The organism is Streptomyces sp. NPDC001889 (assembly GCF_053594535.1).
The window spans coordinates 201,926-222,184 of sequence record NZ_JBSFER010000015.1 but is presented as its reverse complement, the minus strand read 5'-3'; the positions used below and the strand labels follow the sequence as shown (position 1 = coordinate 222,184).

At 74.6% G+C, this 20,259-nt stretch carries 16 protein-coding genes; 7 read left to right on the top strand and 9 right to left on the bottom strand.

The features are described 5' to 3' along the window. Nucleotides 1–82: 82 nt before the first annotated feature. Nucleotides 83–1,213, top strand: a complete 1,131-nt coding sequence (locus tag ACWCRA_RS19400) for a PLP-dependent cysteine synthase family protein (protein ID WP_451068146.1) — start codon at nt 83–85, stop codon at nt 1,211–1,213. 121 nt (nt 1,214–1,334) lie between these two features. Here the strand turns inward: ACWCRA_RS19400 and ACWCRA_RS19395 are convergent, their stop codons facing one another. Next, nucleotides 1,335–1,811, bottom strand: coding sequence for an SRPBCC family protein (locus ACWCRA_RS19395; RefSeq protein WP_451068145.1), 477 nt, complete (start codon nt 1,809–1,811; stop codon nt 1,335–1,337). Next, entirely contained in the window at nt 1,808–2,656 is an 849-nt protein-coding gene (locus ACWCRA_RS19390; RefSeq protein WP_451068144.1) for a DeoR/GlpR family DNA-binding transcription regulator, read from the bottom strand. Before ACWCRA_RS19390 ends, ACWCRA_RS19395 begins: the two co-directional genes overlap by 4 nt. Nucleotides 2,657–2,869: 213 nt before the next feature. Here ACWCRA_RS19390 and ACWCRA_RS19385 point away from each other — a divergent pair, with 213 nt between their 5' ends. Further along, nucleotides 2,870–5,431: a hypothetical protein gene (locus ACWCRA_RS19385; protein ID WP_451068143.1), complete on the top strand. Its 2,562-nt coding sequence runs from the start codon at nt 2,870–2,872 to the stop codon at nt 5,429–5,431. Here the strand turns inward: ACWCRA_RS19385 and ACWCRA_RS19380 are convergent. The 3 genes from ACWCRA_RS19380 to ACWCRA_RS19370 form a co-directional block, all read right to left on the bottom strand. After that, nucleotides 5,401–7,830, bottom strand: a complete 2,430-nt coding sequence (locus ACWCRA_RS19380; protein WP_451068142.1) for a right-handed parallel beta-helix repeat-containing protein — start codon at nt 7,828–7,830, stop codon at nt 5,401–5,403. The genes ACWCRA_RS19385 and ACWCRA_RS19380 overlap by 31 nt on opposite strands. Nucleotides 7,831–8,054: 224 nt before the next feature. Then, nucleotides 8,055–8,663, bottom strand: coding sequence for an Rv1733c family protein (locus tag ACWCRA_RS19375; protein WP_451068141.1), 609 nt, complete (start codon nt 8,661–8,663; stop codon nt 8,055–8,057). A 241-nt stretch (nt 8,664–8,904) separates the two neighbouring features. Beyond that, nucleotides 8,905–9,363 (bottom strand): DUF6643 family protein, encoded by a 459-nt coding sequence (locus ACWCRA_RS19370; protein ID WP_451068140.1) that lies wholly within the window; start codon nt 9,361–9,363, stop codon nt 8,905–8,907. Nucleotides 9,364–9,615: 252 nt separating this feature from the next. Here ACWCRA_RS19370 and ACWCRA_RS19365 point away from each other — a divergent pair, with 252 nt between their 5' ends. Then, a complete protein-coding gene (locus ACWCRA_RS19365; RefSeq protein ID WP_451068139.1) occupies nt 9,616–10,914 on the top strand; it encodes a TerD family protein in 1,299 nt (432 codons plus the stop codon). A 37-nt stretch (nt 10,915–10,951) separates the two neighbouring features. Here the strand turns inward: ACWCRA_RS19365 and ACWCRA_RS19360 are convergent, their stop codons facing one another. Further along, the gene (locus ACWCRA_RS19360) at nt 10,952–12,139 is read right to left on the bottom strand and encodes a glycosyltransferase (protein ID WP_451068138.1); all 1,188 of its coding nucleotides are present in this window, start codon (nt 12,137–12,139) and stop codon (nt 10,952–10,954) included. Between ACWCRA_RS19360 and ACWCRA_RS19355 the strand changes: the two genes are divergently transcribed. From ACWCRA_RS19355 to ACWCRA_RS19340, 4 genes are all read left to right on the top strand, one after another. Beyond that, nucleotides 12,138–12,971: a glutamate racemase gene (locus ACWCRA_RS19355; RefSeq protein ID WP_351545899.1), complete on the top strand. Its 834-nt coding sequence runs from the start codon at nt 12,138–12,140 to the stop codon at nt 12,969–12,971. The two genes, ACWCRA_RS19360 and ACWCRA_RS19355, sit on opposite strands and share 2 nt — an antisense overlap. A 92-nt stretch (nt 12,972–13,063) precedes the next feature. Further along, nucleotides 13,064–13,627, top strand: a complete 564-nt coding sequence (locus tag ACWCRA_RS19350; RefSeq protein WP_351545902.1) for a hypothetical protein — start codon at nt 13,064–13,066, stop codon at nt 13,625–13,627. A 582-nt stretch (nt 13,628–14,209) separates the two neighbouring features. Beyond that, the gene (lnt, locus tag ACWCRA_RS19345; RefSeq protein ID WP_351545905.1) at nt 14,210–15,826 is read left to right on the top strand and encodes an apolipoprotein N-acyltransferase; all 1,617 of its coding nucleotides are present in this window, start codon (nt 14,210–14,212) and stop codon (nt 15,824–15,826) included. An 87-nt stretch (nt 15,827–15,913) separates the two neighbouring features. Next, entirely contained in the window at nt 15,914–16,405 is a 492-nt protein-coding gene (locus ACWCRA_RS19340) for an NUDIX hydrolase (RefSeq protein WP_351545908.1), read from the top strand. 126 nt (nt 16,406–16,531) lie between these two features. Here ACWCRA_RS19340 and ACWCRA_RS19335 read toward each other — a convergent pair whose 3' ends face one another. Genes ACWCRA_RS19335 through ACWCRA_RS19325 form a run of 3 tightly spaced genes read right to left on the bottom strand, consistent with a single transcriptional unit; the run spans nt 16,532 to nt 20,096 of the window. Beyond that, a complete protein-coding gene (locus tag ACWCRA_RS19335) occupies nt 16,532–18,820 on the bottom strand; it encodes an FtsX-like permease family protein (protein ID WP_451068137.1) in 2,289 nt (762 codons plus the stop codon). 2 nt (nt 18,821–18,822) lie between these two features. Further along, entirely contained in the window at nt 18,823–19,581 is a 759-nt protein-coding gene (locus ACWCRA_RS19330) for an ABC transporter ATP-binding protein (protein WP_451068136.1), read from the bottom strand. Continuing rightward, nucleotides 19,578–20,096 carry a PadR family transcriptional regulator gene (locus ACWCRA_RS19325; protein WP_351545917.1) on the bottom strand — a complete coding sequence of 173 codons (519 nt, stop codon included), beginning with the start codon at nt 20,094–20,096 and terminating at the stop codon, nt 19,578–19,580. Before ACWCRA_RS19325 ends, ACWCRA_RS19330 begins: the two co-directional genes overlap by 4 nt. Between the last annotated feature and the right edge of the window lie 163 nt (nt 20,097–20,259).

Genomic DNA, 20,259 nt, shown 5'->3' with positions numbered 1-20,259 from the left:
TCCCCAAGTCATCGTTTGTCCTGGTGGGGGGCTTACTGTGGCGGTGCGGAGCGGAGAACCAGCACGGTGAGGAACGGCGGCCATGGACACCGATGAGCAGCGAGTGACGGACGGGGCGGCGGCGACCGCGGATGTGGACCGCACCGATCCGGAGTACCGGGACTGGCTGAAGGAGGCCGTCCGCAAGGTGCAGGCCGACGCCAACCGCTCCGCCGACACCCATCTGCTCCGTTTCCCGCTCCCCGAGCAGTGGGGGATCGACCTCTACCTCAAGGACGAGTCCACCCACCCCACGGGCAGCCTCAAACACCGGCTGGCCCGCTCGCTCTTCCTCTACGGCCTCTGCAACGGCTGGATTCGGCCAGGCAAACCGGTCATCGAGGCGTCCAGCGGCTCCACCGCCGTCTCCGAGGCGTACTTCGCGGGCCTCATCGGCGTCCCCTTCGTCGCCGTGATGCCGCGCACCACCAGCGCCGAGAAGATCCGCCTGATCGAATTCCACGGCGGGAAGTGCCACTTCGTGGACGACCCCCGGCGGATGTACGAGGAGTCCGCGGCGCTCGCCGAACGGACCGGCGGCCACTACATGGACCAGTTCACCTACGCCGAACGGGCGACCGACTGGCGCGGCAACAACAACATCGCCGAGTCCATCTACCAGCAGCTCCGACTGGAGCGCTACCCCGAACCGGCGTGGATCGTCGCCACCGCCGGCACCGGGGGCACCTCGGCCACCATCGCCCGCTATGTGCACTACATGCAGTACGACACCCGGATCTGCGTCCCCGACCCCGAGAACTCCTGTTTCTTCGACGGCTGGACCAGGAACGACCCCGGCGCCACCAGCGACGCCGGCTCCCGGATCGAGGGCATCGGCCGCCCCCGCATGGAGCCCAGCTTCCTCCCCGGCGCCATCGACCGGATGATGAAGGTCCCGGACGCGGCGAGCGTCGCCGCCGTGCGCGCCCTCGACACCGCGATCGGCCGGAAGGCGGGTGGCTCCACCGGCACGGGGCTGTGGAGCGCGCTGAAGATCGTCGCGGAGATGGTGCGGGCCGGGCGCCGGGGGAGCGTGGTCACCCTGCTCTGCGACCCGGGGGACCGCTACCTCGACAAGTACTACTCCGACGGCTGGCTGGAGGATCAGGGCCTGGACATCACTGCGCACGCCGAGCGGATCAGGCACTTTCTGGCGACGGGGGAGTGGCGCTAGGGTCCTTCGGTCCGGATCGGGCCGAGACGCAAGGCCCTGGGGAGTTTCTCTCGGAGCAGGCCGGATCGGCGAGGCGCGGTGCCGGGGCTCGCGAGCCCCGGCACGATCCGAAAGAGACGGCCTAGGGCTCGCCGGGGCCCCGCAGCAGCCCGTCCAGCGCGCGCCCGAACACCCTCCGGCCCACCCGGGTGACCACCGGGTCCAGCAGCGCGGGCACCCCGCGGAGGCGCAGTTCCTCCGTCCAGACCACCACCGAGCCCGGACCGCGCGGGGCGACCTCGATCTCCGCCCAGCCCAGGACCATCCGGCCGCGCTTCTCCAGCCGGCAGATCCCGGACCCCCCGCCCGGCGGCTCCCAGCGGACGACCTCCATCGGATCGTCGAAGCGGACCCGGCCCAGCGCCGAGCGCACCACGAACACCGTGCCCACCCGGGCGGGTCCGGCGGTCACCGACGCGAGCGAGGTGAGGGGCACCTGCGCCGCGTGGGCCCGCCAGTCGGTGACCCGCCGCCACACCTCCCCGGCGGGCAGCGGCACCGCGCGCGTCAGCCGGAACACCGCCGTCCGGCGCGCCGCTCCCCGTACCCGTCCGTTCATCCGTCACCCTCCGGTTCCTCGTCCCCGGACCCGCCCGCGAGCAGCAGCCCCGGCAGATGCTCGGCGATCTCCTCCCGCGCGCGCGGCGACAGACCCGCGTCCGTCACCAGCGTGTCCACCTCGGTCAGCTCCGCGAAGGAACTCAGCCCGACCGTGCCCCACTTCGTGTGGTCGGCGACCACCACCACCCGCCGCGCGGCCTGCACGAAGCGGCGGTTGGTCTCGGCCTCCGCCAGATTCGGCGTGGAGAGCCCGGCCTCCACCGAGATCCCGTGCACGCCCAGGAAGAGCACATCGAAGTGGAGCGAACGGATCGCCTGATCGGCCACCGGCCCCACCAGCGAGTCCGACGGCGTGCGCACCCCTCCGGTGAGCACCACCGTCGCCGCACCCGGCCGGGGCGCGCCCGTCGGGCCCGGCCGCTGGGCCGTGTGGAACACATCCGCCACCCGGACCGAGTTGGTGACCACCGTCAGATCCGGGACCTCCAGCAGATGGTGGGCCAGGGCGAAGGTGGTCGTACCGCCGGAGAGCGCGATGGCGCTGCCGGGCGCCGCCATCCGCGCGGCGGCCCGGGCGATGTCCTCCTTCGCGCTCAGCTCCAGCGCGGACTTGGCCTCGAACCCCGGCTCGTGGGTGCTCGCCTCCGCCACCGGCACCGCGCCGCCGTGGACCTTCTCGACAACCCCCTGGCGGGCCAGCGCGTCCAGATCCCGGCGCACGGTCATGTCGGAGACATTGAGCTTCCGGGTCAGCTCATTGACCCGGACCCCGCCGCGCCTGCGCACCTCGTCGAGGATCAGGGCACGCCGCTGCTCGGCGAGCAGGTTCTGATGGTCGGTCACTACCGGGACCGGTCCTTCCACGTCGTCGTCTTCCGTCGTACGCTCCGCCAGCGGCTCAAAGCGTCACATCCTCTCACGGCCCCCTCCCCCGAGACTCGCGGAGATTCGGTGAGGGCCATGCGGTGAACTGTCCCGGTCCGGGACCCTGAGGCATGCGGTGCCGTGCGGTCGCGCACCGGTCGATCCCTATCATCGAGAGGGCGAGTGACAGAAGTGTCCTCAGCAACTCCGGCTCCGCGAGGCGAAGGCCCGGCGCTGGAACTCCTGGTCCACGGTGTCGGCGGAACCACCCCGCAGGAGATGCTCGGCGACCCCCGCACGGTCCGGATCACCGGCGACGCCCAGGCGGCCGTCTTCCGGCGCGCCGACGACGAGAAGGCCGAGAGCCGCCCCGGCGAGCACCGGGACGAGCCCATCCCCGAGGCGTACTGCTGGTCCAACCTCACCTCGGGCAACAGCGCCCGCGCCCTGTGGCTGCTGCTGCTCCCCTTCATGGTCGTCAACCTCGCGCACTGGATGCGCCCGCGCGCCAAGGGGCTCATCCGCACGACCCGGCTGTACGGGGTGCTGGTGCGGCTGATCGCGCTGAGCCTCACCGTGCTGATCACGGCCGCCGCCTGCGAGGTGACGCTCGATCTGCTGGCCTGGCAGTGCGCGGGCACCCCGGAGTGCGCGCGCGAGCGGGACTGGCTCGGCTTTCTCTCCAGCGCGGAGGGCGGCTGGTGGTCACAGCCCGGCCGGCGGCTCGCGCTCGCCTCGCTCCTGCCCACCGGGCTGGTGACCCTGCTCTGGTACCTCTCCCACCGCACCTGGAACGCCTACGAGTCCCAGCGCCCGCCCACCGGGATGGATGTGGCCGAGGGCGACACGGGCCCGCGTGACGACGACGACCACGACCCGGACGAGGAGGACGACGAGGACGACGAAGAGGAAGAGGAAGAGGACGAGCGGGAGGACGAGGAGGAAGAGAGCGCCGGGGAGCCGGCCGGGGCGGGTCCGCCCGTCATCAGACCCGCGCTGGGCCGGCCCGGATTCTGGTACGGGCGCCGGCTCGTCGCCCGGCTGAGGGCGGCGCACACCGCGGCCGGCCTGCTCACCATCGCCGCCGCCGTCGCCGCGCCCGCCGCCCGCCACGACCGGGACGGCGACAGCACCCTCCTCGACCTCGCCGGCCGGGCCCTGGAGATCGCGCTCGTCCTCGCCTTCGTCTTCGTGGTGTGGATCGTGATCCGCAGGGGCCGCAGCGAGCGGCGGTTCGATGCCCGCTTCGAGCGGGCCGCCGTCACCGCCATGCCCGCGGGCGCGCTGGCGATCCTCGTCCTCTCCCTCCTCCACGCCCTGTGGGACCGGCCCGGCTGGGCCTCCCGGGGCATGCTCCCGGGTGACGAGTGGGCCTTCCGGCTGATCGTCCTCTCCCAGGGTGTCCTGGCCGTCGCGCTGGCGGGTACCGCGCTGCTCCTCCAGCGCCGCGCCCGGCACCCGCGCTCCGCGCTGCGGGGGCTGGGCGGCCCGGCCGTCGCCATGCTCGCCTGCGCCCTCGGCGGGGTGATAAGCGGTGGCATCGCCCAGCGGGTCGCGGACTGGCTGGACGGACCGGGCACCCCCGGCATGGACGGCGACGGCACCATCCCCGGGCCCCCCGTGCTCCTCAGCTGGCTGGCGTCGGTCATCCCGGTGCTGCTGATCGTCCTGCTTCTGCCCCTCGGCTATCTGTGCGCCCGGACCTGGCGCCGGGGCCGGCGCCTCGCCCGGGTCGTCGAGGACGAGTACGCCCTGCGCGAGGTCGCCGTCTCGGACTCCGGCATCTGGCGGCCCGACCCCATCCGCACCCGCAGAATCGCCGGCACCCGGGCCCGGGCCGGACTCACCGACACCGCCCCCAGGGTTGTGGGCATCCTCTCCGGCGCCACCCTCCTGCTCGGTGCCGGAGCGGTCGCGGGGGCGTGGGCGAGCGGCAAGGTCCCCGGCGAGGCCTTCGGGGACAGCGGCTTCGCCGAGTCGGCGGCGGAGGCCGCGCAGGCCATCGGCTCCTGGCTGATCGGCTTCGGTTTCATACTGTTCGTCACCTGGGGCCGCCGGGCCTACCGCGACCCGTCCGCCCGCCGGACCATCGGCATCCTCTGGGACGTCGGCACGTTCTGGCCGCGTGCCGCACATCCCTTCGCGCCCCCGTGCTACGCCGAGCGCGCCGTCCCGGACCTCACCTGGCGCATGTGCACCTGGACGGAGCGGACCGGCGGACGGCTCGTCATCTCCGGGCACTCACAGGGGAGCGTGCTGGCCGCGTCCGCCGTCTGGCAGCTGCCCCCCGCCACCCGCAGCCGGGTCGCGCTGCTCACCTACGGCTCACCCCTGGAGCGCCTCTACGGCCGCTGGTTCCCCGCCTACTTCGGGCCGACCGCCCTGCACCAGCTGCGCGGGGAGGTCGACTGCTGGCGCAATCTCTGGCGGCACACCGACCCGATCGGCGGTCCGGTGCTCGTCGGACCCGAGGGCCGGCACCGGGCGGTGGACCGCGCGGTGCTCAAGGACCCGGTGGTCTACGGCCGGTCCCGGAGCCACCCTCTGCCCGAACCGATCCTCGGCCACGGCGACTACCAGGCGGACCCGGCCTTCGCCCTGGAGCGCCGGGGACTGCTGGACCGGCTCCACCCGGGCATCCCCCCGCAGGCCCCGCCGTCCCCGCAGGACCCGCAGCCTCCGCAGGCCCCCGGGTCCCCGCCGGCTCAGCGGTCCCGGCGGGATCAGGACAGCTCGGGGAGGTCGTCCGGGTAGAGCAGGGTCAGATCGTCGGTGTCCGCGTCACTCAGCTCCGCGACCCGGCCCGCGTGCCGCTCGACCATCGACTCGAAGGTCTGGCGCGCCGTGCGGCCGTTGCCGAACGCGGGCCCCTTGGGCAGGGCGGTGAAGTACTTCAGCAGCGCCTCGCCCGTGCCGTCCGCGAGCCGGTACTCGTGTTCGTCGGCCTGCTGGCCGACGATCCTGAGCAGCTCATCGGCCTGGTAGTCCTGGAAGGTGATGGTCCGCGAGAACCGGGACGCCACCCCCGGGTTCACCGACAGGAACCGCTCCATCTCCGCGGTGTACCCGGCGACGATCACCACGACCGCGTCCCGGTGGTCCTCCATCAGCTTCACCAGGGTGTCGATGGCCTCCTTGCCGAAGTCCCGGCCGGAGTCCTCGGGGGAGAGGGCGTACGCCTCGTCGATGAAGAGCACCCCGCCGCGCGCCCGGTCGAACGCCTCCTGGGTGCGGATCGCGGTGGAGCCGATGTGCTCACCGACCAGGTCCACCCGGGAGACCTCGACCAGATGGCCCCGCTCCAGCACCCCGAGCGCGGCCAGGATCTCCCCGTACAGCCGGGCCACGGTCGTCTTGCCGGTGCCGGGGGAGCCGGTGAAGACCAGATGGCGGCGGACCGAGGCGGCCTTGAGCCCCGCCTCCTGGCGGCGCCTGCCCACCTCGATCATGTTGGTCAGCGAGCGCACCTCGCGCTTGACGCTCTCCAGGCCGACCAGCGCGTCCAGTTCGCCCAGAACCGCCTCCGGGGAGCGCCGGGGCCCGGGGTCGGGCGGCGGCGCCGGGGCGGCCGGCCCGGGGGCGGGCGCGGGAAGAGGGACGGGCTGGGGGAGCACCGGGCCCAGCACACTGGTGGAGGACAGCGGAGCGGACAGCGGGGAGACCGGCTCGGCCGCGGCGCGCACCCCGCTCTCGTCGCTGGTGGAGTCCTCCACCAGCAGCAGGGACGGATCGGCGAACTCGTACCCCCCGCGCGCGCACCGCTCGGTGCGGCACCGGCTGAGGGTGGTGCGGCAGCCGTCCATCACGTGGAAGCCATAGCCCCCGCTGCCGGTCACCCGGCAGTTCCGGAAGGTGCCCCGGCCCTCCGCCGACACATAGAACCCCGCCTCGGCCGGCGAGGTGACCGTGCAGCGCTCGATCACCGGGTCGGCGCCCTTGGTGACGATCACCCCGGTCTGCGCCGCGTCGATGGTGCAGCCCGCCAGGGTGCCGCCGCTGCCGTGGTCCCGGAACCAGGCGCCGGTGGACGCCTCCCTGATCCGGCAGTCGTCCAGCTGGGCGGTGGCGCCGTCGCTCACCGACACCGCCGTGTTGCGGATCTGGGAGAGATCGCTGTCGACCACATCGACCCGCGAGCCCCGGTCCAGCACGAACAGCGCGTCCGGCACGTCGTGCACCCGGCAGGCGTCCAGCACCACGGTCGCCCCGTCGCTGATCCAGACCGCCGGATAGTCGCCCGTGCTGTCGTATATCTCGCACTGGTTGGCGTCCACCCGGGTGCCCGGGTCCCACACCGACAGGCCGTTGCGGCCGAAGCGGCGCACGGTGGACCGGGTGAGCGTCAGCACGGAACGGGAGCGGAGATCGATCGCGTTCTCCGGGATGTCGTGGATGTCGCAGTCGGAGAGCGTGAGGACGGCATCCGTGTCCAGGGTGACCCCGTCGGCCGATGTGCGGTGCACGGTGGAGTCGGTCAGATGGGCCGACGCGCGCGCGGCGATCTGCACACCCGCGCCCTTGACCTCGTATATCTCACAGCCGATGGCCTCCAGCCCGCTGCCCTCGCCGGTGACCGCCAGACCCGCCCCGGAGGCGTGGTGGACCCGGCACCGCTCCAGCCGGGGGTGACCGCCGCCGCGCACCGAGACACCGGCCTGGCCCGCCGCGACCACCTCGCACTCCTCGAACACACCGCCCGCGCCGTCCAGTACGGCGATGCCGACACCGGCCGGATTGTCCACGGTGCACCGGCGCACGGTGGGCCGCGCCGAGCCCCGGACCTCCAGACCGGCGGCGGACCGGGTGGAGATCCGCAGATCGGACAGCTCCGGGGTGCCGTCCTCGACCAGCAGCGCGGGCGAGGTCGCGTCCTGCCCCTCCACATGGAGGTCCTGGACGGTGGCCGAAGCCCGCACCGTCAGCGGCACCCCGTCGGCGGGGGCTATCCGCACCGAGCCGAGCGACCCCTCGGGGCCGCGGAGCGTGACCGCCCGCTGGATGACCAGATTCTCGCGGTACGTCCCCGGCGCGACGGTGAGGACATCGCCGTCACCCGCCGCCTCCAGGGCCGCCGCGAGGGAGGCGTACTCGCCCGTGCGGCGCCGCCACCGCGATGTGCCCGTGTGGGTCACCTGGACCGTGCCCTGTGCCATCGTGCTGCTCTGCCCCCACCTCGGGATCTGTTCCGGCGCGCCTCGGAGAAGGGGGACGCCCCCTGGGACCTGCTCCATCCGCTCTGTCCGCACGGGTGCCCGGCCGCCCGCCGGGTCCGCGGGGACCCGCCGGCTCCGCCGTGCCCGCACGACCTGCCCTGCCCCCTGAGGGGGCTCGCACCACCGTAGCGCGCGCGAGGGGCGGCAGTTGACGACTCACGAGGTCAGCCCCCCGTGCCGGTGCGTCCCCAGTCCGGTCCGGTGGCGGCCCAGGCCCGGTCGAGCCGGGCGAATCTGCGGCGCGAGAGCCACCGGACGATCAGCCGGCGGAGGGCCTCCACCAGACCCGCGCAGACGAACGCCGCGCCCAGCCCGCCCAGCACGGCGTGGACCCGCACGGCCGACGGCTCCAGCGGGAGCGGGGCTGTCCGGCCCCGGGCGTCGGTCCAGACGGTCAGCCGGTCGCCCGGCCGGGGGTCGCGCAGGGTCGTGGGCACGCTGCCGGTGCGGCTGCCGCCGTCGACAGCGGTCCAGCGGGCGCGCACCAGCCGGGGTTTCTCGCGGGCGGCCGGGGAGTCGGGGGTGTACACCGGCGCGCCGGCGGGGGAGAGGGGGCCCAGCACGGTCGCGGTGACGGGATGGCGCTGGAGCCGCTGCTGACGCGCCGACTGGCGCAGGGAATCCTCGGTGGCGCTCCCGGCGAACCAGCCGACGGCCGGTGCGGCGGTGACCAGGAGCAGCGCGGCGAGGAGCGCGGTCCACGCCTCGACGAGATCGGTCGCCCGGCGCAGGGGGTTGCGACGCCAGCGCCAGACCCCGGAGGCCGCCCGCATCTCCCGCACCCCCTTCCGCGTCCGTGACCGCCCCGTGCGGAACGGCACGGGCCCGGGACGGCGGAGGAGAGAGGAACGTCACCCCTCTCCCGCCGCGCCCTCGACAGCCCAACGTGCCGCGAGCGCGCCGGAGTTCCCACAGACCTCGTCGAGTGTGGGCCCCGTGGCGCGATGGCCGGACGGCGGGAGGGAAGCGGGCGCCGGAGGCCGCTTCCGGGAAGTTCTCGGTGCCCCGGGGGTTTCAGTAACCCTGTCCCGGATACGGGCGGTTGTAAGGATCGTTGTACGCGGCGGGCGACGGCGCGGGCGCGGGCCGGGCGGTGGCCGGGCGCATCGCCTCGTAGCCGGTGGCCGCGGGGCGCTGCTGCTGGTGCTGGCTCTGGGGCGCCGGGTATCCGCGCGGCGGCTGCGGCTGCGGGATGTACGGCGCCGCGGCCTGCTGGAGCGGCATCGGCGCGGGCGCCTGCTGCGGGTAGCCGTACCCCTGGGGCTGCTGGGACATCGAGGGGCCCGCCGGGAGGGCGGGCAGCGCCGCGGGGAGCGCCGGCAGATGGTTGCCGGGGTCGTACGCGGAGGGCACCCGGATCGGGGCGATCTGGGGCGTGCCCCGCTCCGCGACAAGGGAGTCGTAGATCGGGGTGTCGGCGAAGGACGGTGCGGAGTAGTAGCCGCCGCCGTAGGTGGAGCGGGGGGAGGTCATGGGACCTAAGGTAAGCCCACGAGTCCCGGTTGGGGAGCCCGGTATGTGGGTTCTTTGCGTGGACGTGGGTACCCACGGATCGCCAAAGCGAGCGAACTCGGGAAAAACGGTCGCGAAGCAGAGCAAGAATCCTGTAAAGAGCGAGCTGAGAGCGGGTTACCCGCGGGTCGGCACCCGGGGCCGGGGCGGGTGAAGATGGGGTTGACGTCCGGTGAATTCCGCCGGGCGGACCGACGCGTGACAGGAGCCAGCATGTCCATGCTCAAGGGAGCCAACACCCCGGTGCCGGCGCGGCAGGTCCGGGTGGAAGTGGGGTGGGCCTCCGGCGCCTCCGTGCCCCCGGTCGACGTCTCCGCGCTCCTGCTCGCCGCGGGAACCGGCGGGGTCCGCTCCGACGCGGACCTCGTCCGCCGCGACCGGCCCGCCCACGCCTCGGGCGCCGTGCGCCACGAGGGCGCGCCGGACGGAGCGGGCGGCGCCGTCCAGGTCCTCGCGGTCGACCTCGACGCGGTGGAGGCCGGGGTGGAGAAGGTCGTGGTCGCCGCCTCGGCCGGCGGCGCCGGCTTCGGTGAGGTCTCCGGCCTGCACGTCCGGCTTGTCGACGCCGCGTCGGGCGCGGAGCTCGCCCGGTACGACAGCGCGGACGCGACCGTCGAGACGGCCCTGGTCCTCGGCGAGCTGTACCGGCGTCAGGGGGCCTGGAAGTTCCGGGCGGTGGGGCAGGGGTACAGCGCGGGCCCGGAGGGGCTGGCGAAGGACTTCGGCCTCTCGGCCGCCGCCGTCCGTCCCGCGCCCCCGGCGCCCGCGCCCTCCGCACCGGCGGCCCCCGCCCCCGCCGCGACACCCGCCGCGCCCGCCCCCGCCGCCGCCCCGGCGCGCGCCACGGCCTCCCCGCCCGCCTCCGCGCCCGTCAGTCTGAGCAAGGTCACTCTCACCAAGGAGTCCCCCCGCGTCTCGCTCGCCAAGCAGGGCGGCACCTCCGGCGCCATGCGCGTCAACCTCAGCTGGCAGATGCGCAAGCAGCCCAAGGGCGGCGGCTGGGGCGCGAAGCTCGGCCGCGCCCTCGCCGGGCAGGGCGGGCTCGACCTCGACCTCTGCGCCCTCTTCGAACTCACCGACGGACGCAAGGGGGTCGTCCAGTCCCTGGGCAACGCCTTCGGCGCGCTGCACCAGCCCCCGTACATCCACCTCGACGGCGACGACCGCACCGGAGGCACCTCCGGCGAGAACCTCACCGTCAACCTCGACCACCGGGACAGCATCCGCCGCATCGTCATCTTCGTCACCATCTACGCGGGCGCGAGCAGCTTCGCCGATCTCGACGCCACCGTGACCCTGCGGCCCGAGCACGGCGCCCCCATCGAGTTCTCCCTCGGCGAGTGCACCGTGCCCTCCACCGTCTGCGCCCTCGCCCTGATCACCAACACCGGCTCCGACCTGGTCGTGCAGCGCGAGGCCGACTTCCTCGTGCCCGAGCGCGGGGTGAGCCCCCAGCGCACCATGGACCGCGCCTACGGCTGGGGCATGGACTGGACACCGGGCCGCAAGTGACACCCCGTCCTGACCGGCCGGCCCTCCCGCCGCCCGGTCAGGGCCCCGGCGCGGCCGAGGGACGGGCGTAGGTGCGCCCCTTCCAGGCCGCGCCGCGACCCCGGTGGTGCCGGCGGGCCGAGTCCACCGTCATCAGCAGATAGAGCAGCGCGGTGAACGGCAGCACCGGCGCCAGCAGCGGCGACTGCCGGCAGTACCGGAGCATCGGCAGATACGTCCCCGCCATCACCGCCCACGCCGCCGCGCCCGCCCAGCCGGCGACGGCGTCCGCGCCGGACAGCCCGGCCGCCGCGCAGACCACCGCGACCGGCGGCACCAGATAGACCAGGGCGAGCCCGGCGACCGTACCCGCCAGCAGCAGCGGGCTGTGCAGCAGCTGGGCATAGGCACAACGGGACACCATGTGCCACAGATCGGCGAGCCGCGGATACGGCCGCACGCTCTCCACCCGCTCCGCGAGCCCCAGCCAGATCCGCCCGCCGGAGCGCTGCACGGCACGGGCCAGGGCCACGTCGTCGATGACCGACTGCCGGATCGAGTCCGGTACGCCCGCCCGCTCGGCGGCCCCGGTCCGCAGCAGCGCGCAGCCGCCCGCCGCGGCGGCCGTCCACGAGCGCGGGCGGTTGACCCTGCGGAAGGGGTAGAGCTGGCAGAAGAGATAGACGAAGGCGGGCACCACCAGCCGCTCCCACCCGGTCGCGATCCGCAGCCGCGCCATCTGCGACACCAGATCCAGACCGTTCGCCCCCGCCGCTGCCACCAGGGTCCGCAGGCTGTCCGGGGCATGCCGGATGTCGGCGTCCGTCAGCAGCAGATACCCGGGCTCGCGGTCACGGGCCCGCGCCAGCGCGATGCCGTGCCGCAGCGCCCACAGCTTCCCGGTCCACCCCGGCTCCGGCTCCCCGGGGGAGACCACGGCCAGCGGCAGCCCGCCGTGGCGCGCCGCGAGGGACCGGGCCAGCTCCCCCGTACCGTCCGTGCTGCCGTCGTCCACCAGGACGATCTCCGCCCGCCCCGGATAGTCCTGGGCGAGCAGCGACGGCAGCGTCACGGACAGCACCCCGGCCTCGTCGCGCGCGGGCACGACCACCGCGACATCCGGCCAGGAGTCCGGCTCCCGGCCGGGCGGCAACCGCTGATCGGTGCGCCAGAAGAACCCCTGTCCGAACAGCAGCCACCCCCATGCGGCCAGCGAAGCGACGGCGATCCACGCGAGGGCGCTCATGCGCCGCAGTCTGCCCCACCGATCCGCCCCGGCAACGCCCGTGGACTATGGTGACCGGGTGAAGATCGCGCTCATTGACTCCGGAATCGGCCTGCTCGCGGCGGCCGCCGCGGTGCGCGGGCTGCGGCCCGACGCGGATCTTGTGCTCTCCTCCGACCCCGAGGGACTGCCCTGGGGGCCGCGCACCCCCGAGGATGTGACCGAGCGCGCGCTCGCCACCGCCCGGGCCGCCGCCGCGTACGCGCCGGACGCGCTGATCGTCGCCTGCAACACCGCCTCCGTCCACGCCCTGCCCGCGCTCCGCACCGCGCTGGAGCCCGCCATTCCGGTGATCGGTACGGTGCCCGCGATCAAGCCCGCGGCGGCCGGCGGCGGCACGGTCGCCATCTGGGCCACCCCGGCGACCACCGGCAGCGCCTACCAGCGCGGTCTCATCGGCGCGTTCGCCGGTACGGCCGCCGTCACCGAGGTGCCCTGCCCCGGCCTCGCCGACGCCGTGCAGCAGGCCGACGAGGACGCCATCGACCGGGCGGTGGCCGCGGCCGCCGCCCGCACCCCCGGTGATGTCCGGGCCGTCGTCCTCGGGTGCACCCACTACGAACTGGTCGCCGAGCGCATCAGGGCCGCAGTCGGGGCACCCGTGGAGCTCTTCGGCTCGGCCGGGGCGGTCGCCGCTCAGGCACTGCGCCGCGTCGGCTCGGCGCCCGCCCCGGACGCCGCCGCCGTCGGCGGCCTCACCGTGCTCCTCAGCGGCCGGGCGGCCACCCTCCCGGAGCAGGCGGCGCGCTACGCCGAGGGCCGGCTCCTCCAGCGGGTGCCCACCGCCCACTGAGTGCTCCCCGGGCTCCCCGCACCCCCGCTGACCGGCGGTGACGCTCCGGCTACTCCATGCCGACGGGCCGGAAGCCGGTTACTCTCCTAGACATGAGGGACAACACCCACGACCCGGTGGAGCCCGTGGCGCCCGCGCCCGCGGTGTGGACCGGGCGCGCGACCAACCGGATGCAGTGGCTGCTCGCCATCGCGGGCGTCGCCTTCATCACACTCGGCATCGAGATCGCGCTCAACGCGTCCTGGACCTCCGGCATCGCCGCACTGCTGATGTCGGTGATCGGCTGTGTCGCGGTGGGGCTGCTGATGCTCTACGGCACCCTGGCCTTCGTCCATGTGGCGGTCCGGGTCGACAGCGACGCCGTCGAGGTCCGCTGCGGCCATATGGGGCTGCCCCGCCGGAGGATTCCGCTCTCCCATGTGGTGGGCGCGGAATTCCTCCCGAGCGTCACCCCGCGCCAGTGGGGCGGATGGGGCTACCGCTGGCTCCCGGAGAAGGGGACGGCGGTCGTCGTCCGCCGGGGCGAGGGTCTGATTGTCACCCTGGGTGACGGCATGGTGTTCACGGTGACGGTGGACGACGCCGAGGCGGCCGTCCGCGCCATCCGCGATCTGCTCCGCCCGGGCACCGGCGCGGGCACCCCCGCCGGGGTCTGAGCCCCCGGCTCGGCCCGCCGGAGGTGCCCTCCGGCGGGTGTTCTGGTTCGTGGGTGTGCCCGGGGACGGTTGTCGCGCCTGTCAGGTGCGGTGCGGGATTCCCGGGGCCGGGGTCCGTCCTCAATCGCCGGACGGGCTGGGTATTCGCTGCCGCGGCCGTGGTGGGGTGTGCTCGGGTCTTGTCCGTGGCGGGGGGGTGTCCCTGCCGGGTCTGGGCTGCGGTTCTGTGTGCTTGGTTGCCGGGTGGGGCGGGTTTCGCTGTCGCGGCCGTGGTGGGGTGGTGTCCGTGCGGGGGCTGGGTTTCGGCTTCGGGTGTTCGGTTGCCGGGTGGGGCGGGTTTCGCTGTCGCGGCCGTGGTGGGGTGGTGTCCGTGCGGGGGCTGGGTTTCGGCTTCGGGTGTTCGGTTGCCGGGTGGGGCGGGTTTCGCTGCCGCGGCCGTGGTGGGGTGGTCTCCGTGCCGGGGCCGGGTTTCGCTGTCGCGGCCGCAAGGGGGCGTGCTCGGGTCCTGTCCTTGGTGGGGGAGGGCCTCGGGTGGTGCCCGCGGCGGGGGGTCGCGCAGCCGGTCACCGTAGACTCCGGCAGGTGAGCGCCACCATCACCGCCGTCGACAGCCCCCAGCCCGCCCCCGCCGCGCGACCCGCGCTGGTGCGGAGGCTGGTGCGGCCCGGGGCCGCCGCACTCTCCGGAGTGCTGCTGTTCCTCAGCTTCCCGCCCAGGCCCCTGTGGTGGCTGGCGGTGCCCGCGTTCGCCCTGCTCGGCTGGTGTCTGCACGGCCGCCGGATGCGCTCCGCCCTCGGTCTCGGCTACCTCAGCGGCCTCGGCTTTCTGCTGCCGCTGCTGAGCTGGACCGGCGAGGACGTCGGCCCCGTGCCCTGGATCGCGCTGGCCGCCGTGGAGGCCCTGTTCATCGCGTTCACCGCGCTGGGCATCGCGGCGGTCGCCCGGCTCCCGCTCTGGCCCCTCTTCGCCGCGGCCGTCTGGATCGCCGGCGAGGCCGCCCGCGCCCGTGTGCCCTTCGGCGGCTTCCCCTGGGGCAAGGTCGCCTTCGGCCAGGCCGATGGCCTCTTCCTCCCCCTCGCGGCGCTCGGCGGCACACCCGTACTCGGTTTCGCCGTGGTGCTCTGCGGCTTCGGCCTGTACGAGACGGTCCGGCGCGGCCTCGCGTACCGGCGCACCGGCGCACTGCCCCGGGGTCCGCTGGCCGCCGCGCTCCTCGCCGTCCTCGTGCCGGTCACCGCCGCGTTCGCCGCCCTGCCGCTCGTCGACGACTCCGCCGAGGACGGCACGGCGACCGTCGCCGCGATCCAGGGCAATGTGCCCCGCCTCGGGCTCGACTTCAACGCCCAGCGGCGCGCGGTCCTCGACAACCACGCCCGCCGCACCGAGCAGCTCGCCGACGACGTCCAGGCGGGCCGGGCCGCCGCGCCCGACTTCGTGCTCTGGCCGGAGAACTCCTCCGACCTGGACCCCTACCGCAACCCCGACGCCCGCGCGGTCATCGACCGGGCGGTGAAGGCGATCGGTGTCCCCACCGTGGTCGGCGCGGTCCTCACCCCCGACACCGGGAAGCTCCGCAACACCCTCATCGAGTGGGACCCCGAGCGGGGCCCCGTCGACACCTACGACAAGCGCCATGTCCAGCCGTTCGGCGAGTACATCCCGATGCGGTCGTTCGTCCGGCTCTTCAGCTCCGACGTCGACCGGGTGCGCCGCGACTTCGGCCCCGGCGACAAGGTCGGTGTCTTCGACCTCGCCGGTACCAAGGTCGGTCTGGTCACCTGCTACGAGGCCGCCTTCGACGACATGGCCCGCGACACGGTCACCGACGGCGCCCAGCTCATCTCCGTCCCCAGCAACAACGCCACCTTCGGCCTCAGCGAGATGACCTACCAGCAGCTCGCCATGTCCCGCGTGCGGGCGGTCGAGCACGGGCGGTCCGTCGTCGTCCCCGTCACCAGCGGGGTGAGCGCGGTCATCATGCCGGACGGGGAGGTGGTCCAGAAGACCCGGATGTTCACCCCGGACGCGCTGGTCGCGGAGGTGCCGCTGCGCTCCTCGCTCACCCCGGCCACCCGGCTCGGCGTCCGGCCCGAGATCGCCCTGCTGCTCGTCGCCGCGGGAGGTCTGGCCGGAGCGGTGACCGGAGCCGTACGCGCGCGCCGCGCCCGGCCCGCCCCCGGGGGCCCGGAAGCCGGATAGCGCGGCCGGCGGCCCGCAACGCGACCCCGGGCGGGCGGCCGGCGGCCCGCAACCGGGGCCCGTTGATGATCGGTTATGGTCGCAACCATGGCGACTCCCGACTTCATCCGAACGATCCGTGCCACCGCCGGCCATCAACTGCTCTTCCTCCCGGGAGTCAGCGTGGTCGTCTTCAACGAGCGGGGCCAGGTCCTGCTGGACCGCCGCGCCGACGACGGACGGTGGTCGATCATCGGCGGTATCGCCGAACCGGGCGAGGAGCCCGCCGAGACCGCGGTGCGCGAGGTGTACGAGGAGACCGCGGTGCACTGTGTCGCCGAGCGGGTCGTACTCGTCCAGGGGCAGCCCCGGGCCGTGACCTACCCCAACGGCGACCAGTGCCAGTACATGGACATCACCTTCCGCTGCCGGGCGACCGGCGGCGAGGCCCGGGTCAACGACGACGAGTCGCTGGAGGTGGGCTGGTTCGACCTGGACGCCATGCCGGAGCTGAGCGAGGGCGCCCGGTTCCGGATCGAGCAGGCGCTCACCGACGGCCCCGCCTGGTTCGCCCCCGCGGCGCCCGCGGTCACGGCCTAGGGTCCGCCTCCCGCACCGGACCGGACCGGACCGGTGAGCGGGGCCGGACGCACCGGACCCCGGGGCCGGGGAACACGAACCCGGCGGCCCCGGAAGGCGGACACCGGTGGCCCGGCCCGCCCCCGGTCAGCCCACCGCGGCGACCGGATCGAGGACCCGCCGGCGCTCCGCCCGCAGCGCCGGCACCACCGCCAGCGCGACCGAGGCCGCCACCAGCCCCGCCCCCGTCAGCAGCAGCGACCCCCACGACGGCAGCAGCGCGATCCCCGCGCCCACCCCGCTCGCCGCGCCCTCCAGATCGATGACCGGCCCCGCCACCAGCAGCCCGGCCGCGATCCCCGCCACCGCCGCCGCGCAAGCGGTGACCGCGCAGTTGGCCACCACCGTCCCCGCCAGCTGGCGGGGGGTCAGACCGATGGCGCGCAGCGCGGGCAGCTCCCGCGAGTGGTGCCACACGGCGGAGCCCGCCGAGGACGCCAGCTCCGCCACCGCGATCAGTGCCAGCACCCCGATCAGCCCGGCGAGCACCCCGCTCACGGGTGTGGGCCCCGGGGGAGGGGCGCGCCGGACATCGGCGCCGGGCAGCGCCCCGGCGAGGGCGCCGGCGACGGAGTCCGGATCGGCGCCGGGCCGCGGCAGCACCGCGTAGGCCTGCGGCCCCAGCGCCGTGCCGTTCTCCCGCAGGGTGTCCAGGGTCGTGGTCACCACCAGCCCGCCGTGCTCCGGCTCGATCGAGCGGCCCACGATGTGCAGGATGTGCGGGGTCCCGCCGACGGTGAGCCGCACCCACTGCCCCACCTCGGCGCGGGTCGCGTCCAGCATGCCCTGACCGGCCACCGCCTCGTGCGAGGCGGACGGCGCTCTGCCCTCCACCGTCGCGAAGGGGTATGGGCCCTCCGCCGTGCCCAGGCCGCGCAGCGTCACCGACCGGGTCTGGCCCGGTATCAGCGCTGTCACCTCCGCCGCCGGATACACCGCCCGCACCCCGGGACCCTCTCGCAGCCGGGCCACATCGGCGGCCCCGAGACCACCCTCCTGACGCACGGTCAGCGGTGCCGCCGGACTCGCCCGGCCTCCGGAACCGCTGTCCAGTCCGTCCAGCGTCGCCAGGGCCGAGAGCGCCACCGTGATCAGCACCACCGGCACCGAGAGCCGCAGCACCCCCGCCGCGAACCGGGCCCGCCGGTGCACCGCCCCGCGCCATCCCAGCACCAACTGCGGCGGCGTGCCCCGGCGCAGGGCCGCCCGGGCCAGCCGTGACATCCGGCGCGGCACCGGCCGGGCCGCGCGCGCGGCGGGGCTCGGCGAGACCCGGGCCGCCCGGGCGGCGGCGTACACCGTGGCCGCCGCGATGACCAGGACCGTCGCCGCGCCGATGCCCGCGCCCGCCGGACCGGCCCCCGGCAGCGCCCCGCTGTACGCCACCGCCTCGCCGATCGGCTCCGGCAGCAGCGCCCCCACCGTCCGCACCAGCAGCGCCCCGGCCCCCACACCCACCAGCGCCAGCACCGTGTGCTGGCCGAAGAACATCACAGCGATCTGGACCGGGGTCATACCGACCGCCTTGAGCGCGGAGATGTCCCGGGTCTGGCCGAACACCCGCGAGCCCACGCCCCCGGTGACGGCGACGGCCGCCGCCAGCAGCGCGCCGAGCCCGAAGACCCGCAGCAGCTGCCCCAGCAGCTCGTGGTCGTCGGCGAAGGCGGCCCGCGACTCGCGCCAGTTGGTGTTCCGCACGACATGCTCGGGGCCGACGGCCGCGACCGCCTGCTGCATGACGAAGTCGGTGTCCGCCGGATCGTCCAGCCGCAGCCCGGCGATCCACCGGGGCCGGTCCGGGTCCGTGTACCGCGCCACCGTGCCGGCCGAGGTCCAGGCGATCCCCGGGCGCCGCCCCGCCGCGTACCCCGCCTCCGCCGTGGCCACGATGCCCACCACCCGCAGAGCGCTCCCGGCCGGACGGCCGCGCGGGGTCAGCCGGTCGCCCGGCCCGACCCACAGCGCCCGGGCGGTCGCGCGGTCGAGCACCACCTCCCCGTCGGCACCGCCGAGCCGGGCACCGTCCAGCAGCCGCGCCTCCCCGGGCCCCCGGGCACCGGCGGCCCGCAGATCCAGCGCGGCGGTGCCGGTCCCCCCGGCGACCGTGAGCGCGGCCGTGGGGTGCGGCCCGGAGACACTCCGTACGCCGTCGAGCCGGCGCAGCCCCTCCGGGTCGGCGCCGGTGCTCAGCCGGAGCGTGATGTGATGCCCCCGCGTCTGGGTGAACAGCTGCTGCCAGGGGCTCGCGGCGAACTGGAGCAGCGCCGCCGACAGCAGCAGCGCGGCGGTGATCCCGGCGGTCGCCAGGGTCAGGGTCGCCGCCTGCCCCCGGTGGGTGCGCAGATCGGCGGCGGCCCAGCGCAGGATGGCGCGCACGGCTACTCCGCCGGCTCGACGAGACCCGCCACGACCCCGTGGGCGCCGTCGCCGAAGTCGTCGGACATCCGGGTGTCGTCGATGATCCGCCCGTCGCTGAAGCTGATCACCCGCTCCGCCGAGCTGGCGACCCGGGCGTCATGGGTGACCAGCACGATCGTCCGGCCCCGCCGGTGCAGCGAGGAGAGCAGCCGCACCACCTCGCGGGTCCCCCGGCTGTCCAGGCTGCCGGTGGGCTCGTCGGCGAGCAGCAGATCCGGCTCGTTGACCAGCGCGCGGGCGAGCGCCACCCGCTGCTGCTCACCGCCGGACAGATCGCCGGGCAGCCGGTCCGCCCGGTCCTCCAGACCGAGTTCGGCGAGCAGTTCCCGGACCGCGGCCCGGCTCTCCCGGGCCCCGCGCCCCGCGAGCAGGGCGGGCATCTCGATGTTGTCGGCGACCGTCAGGGTCGAGACGAGATTGAAGAACTGGAACACCACCCCGATCCTGCGCCGCCGCAGAATCGCCCAGCGGGCCTCCCCGAGCCGGTCGACCCGCACTCCGTCCAGGGCGATGGTCCCGCTGTCGGGGCGCTCCAGACCGGCGAGCAGATGCAGCAGGGTGGACTTCCCGGCGCCCGATGTGCCGGTGACCGCGACGAACTCCCCGCGCCGCACCTCCAGATCCACACCGCGCACCGCGCGCACCCGGCCGGCGTCGGTCGTATGGCTCTTGGTGAGACCCGAGACGCTCAGCAGCGGAGCCGGGGCGGCCGTGCTCATTCCAGCTCCTCCTGGCACCGCTCCAGCCAGTCGAGATCGGCCTGGAGGTGCAGCGTCGCTCCCTCTATCAGCAGGCTCGCTATCCGGTTGGCCCGGTCCTCGCCCCCGCTCCCCGCGTCCTCCAGCCGGGAGAGCGCCCGCATCAGATTGAGGTAGTGCCGCCGCTGCTTGTTGATCAGGGTGATCTGGTCCGGCCGGCCCGTGCGGTGCGCCAGCGCGAGCTTCATGAAGAAGTCGTCCCGTACCCGGGGAGCCTCGGACGGAGTCTCGTACCAGGCGTCCACCGCTTCCCGTCCCGCGTCCGTGATCTCGTAGATGCGCTTGTCCGGCCGGTCCGACTGGCTGACGTGTCTGCCCTCGATGAGCCCCGCCTGTTCGAGACGGCCGAGGGTGACGTATATCTGGCCGATGTTCGGCTGAGGGTACGCGGCGCCCAGGAGTTTCTCCAGAGCCTGTCTCAGCTCGTAGCCGTGGGCGGGACCACCGGCGAGCAGCGCCAGCAGATGAAGACGCACGGTGCCGGGTTCCCTCCTGGGACGAGTGGGCTGCCGAGTCTCCGGCGACTCGGCACTTCGGGGCGGGGAATCCCGGGTTCCGGGAGCAGGACCGGCCCGCGGGCATCCATGATGCCTGGTACGGAGTACATATGATGTGCCGGAAGGGGGACAGGTGGCCCGT